Annotated in this window: 2 protein-coding genes; both read left to right on the top strand. The window is 64.9% G+C overall.

The window, feature by feature from the left end; genetic code table 11:
• Window positions 1–276 precede the first annotated feature (276 nt).
• Entirely contained in the window at window positions 277–1,284 is a 1,008-nt protein-coding gene (locus tag DXK94_RS14680) for a LacI family DNA-binding transcriptional regulator (protein WP_115525540.1), read from the top strand.
• Between the two features lie 89 nt (window positions 1,285–1,373).
• On the top strand, window positions 1,374–4,424 hold the full coding sequence (locus tag DXK94_RS14685; RefSeq protein WP_115525541.1) for a glycoside hydrolase family 2 TIM barrel-domain containing protein: 3,051 nt from the start codon (window positions 1,374–1,376) through the stop codon (window positions 4,422–4,424).
• Window positions 4,425–4,921: the final 497 nt, after the last annotated feature.

Here is a 4,921-nt window from a genome sequence, read left to right on the forward strand (position 1 = left end):
CCACAGCGCCGATGGTACTGCACCCGGGAGGGTGTGGGAGAGTAGGTCACCGCCGGACAACCATTAAGGTCGAGGCCCCAACCAGCAATGGTTGGGGCCTCCCGCATTTAAACACCACCGCCCCGGGATGCCCTATCAAATAACGCACCCCAACCCGGCACGCCATCACCTCCCGCAGGAAACTCAGGGATGCTCTATCAGATAACGGGGCCAAACACCTCGGATAACAACCACAACCGATAGAGGAACCGCCGGGCAGCCCTAGACTTACGAGCTATGAGCACCCGTTCCCCAGACCCCGTCGGCCGGCGCGCCACCATCATGGACGTCGCGGCGGCTGCGGGCGTCTCCCGGCAAACTGTCACCCGGGCCATGAACGGCATGACCGGCATCAGCGAGGTAACCCGGGAGCGGGTCCAAAGGCTCGCCACTGAGCTCGGATACACCCCAAGCCGCTTCGCGAAAGGGCTGGTCCAGGGTGCCCGCATCTCTGTAGGCCTGGCTATCCCTGACCTGACAAACCCCTACTTCCCTGCGTTTGCCTCGAGCGTGGTGGAAGCCGCCACGCAGCGGCGCTGGAATGTTGTGGTGGATGATTACGGCCATGGAACCGCCAGCGGCCTCGACGCGGTGGCGCGCTTGGCGCCGCAAGTGGACGCCCTGATCGGGTACCTCGGCGAACACTCGGACGAAGCGCAGGCCATGATGGGCCGGCGTCCGGTGGTTGCCCTGGATCACCCGGATGGCGGGGCTGCCGGGAACATCTCGTTCGACTACCCCTATGCGGCCCTGCTTGCAATGGACCACCTGGTGTCGGATGGGCGGAGTGACATTGCCTATCTTGACTCGGACCAGGGCGGCCCTGCTGCCAGCCGTGGCTCGGCAACCGCTGCGGTGGCGGCTGAAGCCGGCATCGCGGTGACGCGCTGCCATGCTGCTCCGTCCGCAAAGGCGGCCCGGGAGGCCGTGGATGCCCTGCTGCGCAGCGGGGTCCGGATAGACGCGATTCTGGCGTTCAATGACCTCATGGCGGCAGGTGCCCTGAAAGCCCTGCAGGACGGCGGAAAGTCGGTGCCCGGTGATTGTGCTGTCATCGGAATGGACGGAATACCCCTGGGCGAGCTGACCACCCCGGAACTGACCACGCTCTCTCTGGACCTGCGCACAGTTGGCCGCACCGCCGTCGACCTCCTCGATGGCCTGCTGTCAGGCTCGGTCGAAGCTCGAAGTCCTGCGGCGTCCCTGACTCTCCGGCACGAGCTGATTGTCCGACGTTCGGCCTGAACCCCTACTCAAAGATGCTCACAGCAGATAGGCTGGCGTTGGCCGTGAACGTTCACGTCGTCTAAAAGGCTCGTCAGCAAGGAACATCCATGTCAGTTCAGACCCCCTCAGCAGTGCCCCATGTTGCCGCCGCCGCAATCAGCACACGGGCCTCCGGCAGCCTCGAAATCGGCGCGGAGGGCGTGCGCGAGCTCTCATCCCTGGCGCCCGGCCGCGGCACCCTCCCGGCGCGGGCGTACCTCTCGAGCAACGCCCCCAAGCTCTCCCTCAATGGTGAATGGCAGTTCCGGCTCAGTCCGGGCATCCGCAGGGCGCCTGCCGACGGATGGCAGGAAGGGGAAGCACTGGAAGGGTTCTCCAGCCTGCCCGTTCCGTCGAGCTGGTCCATGCACGGCCACGGATCCCCCGCCTACACCAACGTCCAGTTCCCCTTTGCCGTCGAACCGCCCCACGTTCCGGAAGTGAACCCGATCGGTGATCACGTGCTCACCTTCGAGGCCGGCCCAGAGTTCCTGCCGGACGCCCTGCTGCGGTTTGACGGCATCGAGTCCGCCGGAACTGTGTGGCTGAATGGAGTGGAACTGGGAACCACCCGGGGCAGCCGCCTGGCTCACGAGTTCGACGTCTCGGGAATCCTGGTTGAAGGGACCAACACGGTGGCTGTGCGGGTGGCCCAGTTCTCCGCCGCGAGCTACGTGGAGGACCAGGACATGTGGTGGCTCCCGGGCATTTTCCGGGACGTCACACTGCAGGCCCGGCCCGCAGATGGGATCGACGACGTCTTCGTCCACGCCGGCTACGACCATCTCAGCGGCGAAGGCGTGCTGCGCGTTGAGGTGAGCCGGGGCGGCCAGGCGATTGACGCCGTCGTACGCGTTCCTGAACTGGACCTCGAACTGGAGGCCGGGACGGAGGTGCGCGTTCCTGGAGTGGAACCATGGTCCGCCGAGGTCCCGCGGCTCTACCATGCAACAATCACCGCGACCGGCGAGACTGTCAGCCTGCAGCTGGGCTTCCGCAGCATCACCATCGAAGACGCCCAGTTCAAGGTCAACGGGCGTCGCATCCTGCTGCGCGGCGTGAACCGCCACGAGCACCATCCCCGCCTGGGCCGAGTGGTGCCCCGCGACGTCGTGGAGGCGGAGCTGAGGCTGATGAAGCAGCACAACATCAACGCCATCCGCACGTCGCACTACCCGCCGCACCCGGAATTCCTCGCGCTTGCTGACCAGCTGGGCTTTTATGTAGTGCTCGAATGCGATCTGGAGACCCATGGCTTTGAAAGCGCCGGATGGGCGCAGAATCCCAGCGATGACCCGCAGTGGGAAGCCGCGCTGCTGGACCGGATATGCCGGACCGTTGAGCGGGACAAGAACCATCCGTGCGTGGTCATGTGGTCGCTCGGCAACGAGGCAGGCACCGGCAGGAACCTCGCCGCGATGTCCCGATGGACCAAGGACCGGGATCCCTCCCGCCCCATCCACTACGAGGGGGACTGGTCCTCACCGTACGTCGATGTCTACTCGCGCATGTACGCAAGCCAGGCCGAAACCGCGCTCATCGGGCAGGGGATCGAGCCGCCGCTGGAGGACCCCGCCCTGGACGCGCGCCGCCGCGCCATGCCCTTTGTGCTGTGCGAATACGTGCATGCGATGGGAAACGGGCCCGGCGGCATGAGTGAGTACCAGGAGCTCTTTGACCGGTATCCGCGCCTGATGGGCGGGTTTGTCTGGGAATGGCTGGAACATGGAATTACCGTGCCGTCTCCGGGTGGCGGTGAGCATTTTGCCTACGGCGGCGACTTTGGTGAGGAAGTGCACGACGGCAACTTCGTCACAGATGGCCTGGTGGACGCCAACCGTAACCCCCGGCCCGGCCTGCTGGACTTCAAGAAGGTCATTGAGCCGCTGCGCATAGAGGTGGCAGCGGACTGGTCGGGCTTCAGGCTCCGCAACGGCCATGACTTTGCGGACACGTCCGCGTATAGCTTCCGTTATTCGGTGGAGTACGACGGCGCCACGCTCGACGTCGGAACAGTGGACGTTGCGCCGTTGGCACCTCAGTCCGAGGTGGTGGTGTCCCTGCCGGACGCAGTTGCCGGCACCGCTGCAGCGGCGCTGCCCGGCGGCGGACCCGCGGTACTCACCGTCAGCGCTGTCCTCGCCGCTGATTCTGCCTGGGCCGCCGCGGGCCACGAAATCGCCTGGGGCCAGGCAGTGCGGGAGCCTTCCGCCGTCGTTATCCCACATCCAAGCGGACGCATCGATGTCCTCGAGGACGAACTGGGGCTTGGTCCAGCCGTTTTTAGCCGCATCACCGGTATCCCCACCTCCATCGGCGGCATTCCCGTAAAGCAGATGGGGCTGGTGTTGTGGTGGGTGCCGACGGACAACGACCTTGGGCGGGAGTGGGGAGGCAGCGACGAGCGCCCGCTCGCACGGCAGTGGAAGGATGCAGGGCTTGACCGGCTCCACACGCGCCTGCTTGGCATTAGTGCTGAAGCTGCTGCCGACGGCGGTGAGCAGCTGATCGTCCGGACGCGCATGAGTGCTGCCGACAAGCAGTTCGGGGTGCTTGTGGACTATACCTGGACCAGCGACGGCGACGCCCTTGCTCTCCGGACAAAGGTCCGGCCACAGGGGGCATGGGTGAACGCCGGGTTCGACGTGGAATGGGCGCGGATCGGGTTGGAGGTGGTGCTTGCGGCCGAGACCACAACGGTGAGTTGGTTCGGGCAGGGGCCGCACCAGAGCTACCCGGACACCGGACAGGGTGCCCGCACCGGATGGTTCTCGCTTCCGCTCCCGGACATGGACGTTGACTACGTCCGGCCCCAGGAAGCCGGCGCCCGCGCCCGGGTGCGGTCTGCCTCCCTCGTAGTTGGGGGGAACATGCTGGAGGTATCGGGTGAACCGTTCGCCCTCACGGTGCGGCCGTACAGCCTGGGAGTCCTCGACGCCGCCACGCATCGGCCGGAATTCAGGCCGGACGGGCGCAGTTACGTGTACCTGGACCACGTCATGCGCGGGGTTGGAACTGCTGCCTGTGGTCCCGGCGTTCTCGAGCCCTACCGGCTGACGCCGCGTGAAGCTGATTTCACCCTGGTGTTTGGTGCGAAGAGCGGAGCTCCGACGATGTGAGCCACTCCATAGAACCGGTTCCTGGCGGTTAGGGCCGGCGGGACTGGGCTAGCGCTGCCAAAATCCCCGTGTCTTGGGGGGTTTTGGCGGCGCTCGACCCCATCGAGCGGCGATTTGCGGTGGGGTTGTGGGGCGTGTATTGTTTTCTGAGTCGCCGCCGCTGATGCGGAAAGATAGCGGCCAATCCCCCCTGATGAACGGCCTGAAAATGGTTCGCTTTTGAGCGTGCCGGTTTTGGGTGGGGCTGGTTTGTGGGAGCTGGGAATCGCGGAAACGCTGGTTTGCAAAGCTTCCGGGGATCGGGTAAGTTTGAAAAGTTGCTCCGGAGCGAGCCGCGGCCTTGAAAGTGGTTGTGGTGGTGCCGGGTGTGTCTGTTGTTTGAGAACTCAATAGTGTGCCAAGTTTGTTGATACCGATTTGTTTTTATGAATTGGTTGAATTTGCCGGGCCTGCCGCCCCTGTGGTGGGTCTGGTTTTGACAGCTGGTTTCAAATTTT

The sequence above is a fragment of the Arthrobacter sp. RT-1 genome (assembly GCF_003367205.1).
Lineage (GTDB): Bacteria > Actinomycetota > Actinomycetes > Actinomycetales > Micrococcaceae > Arthrobacter.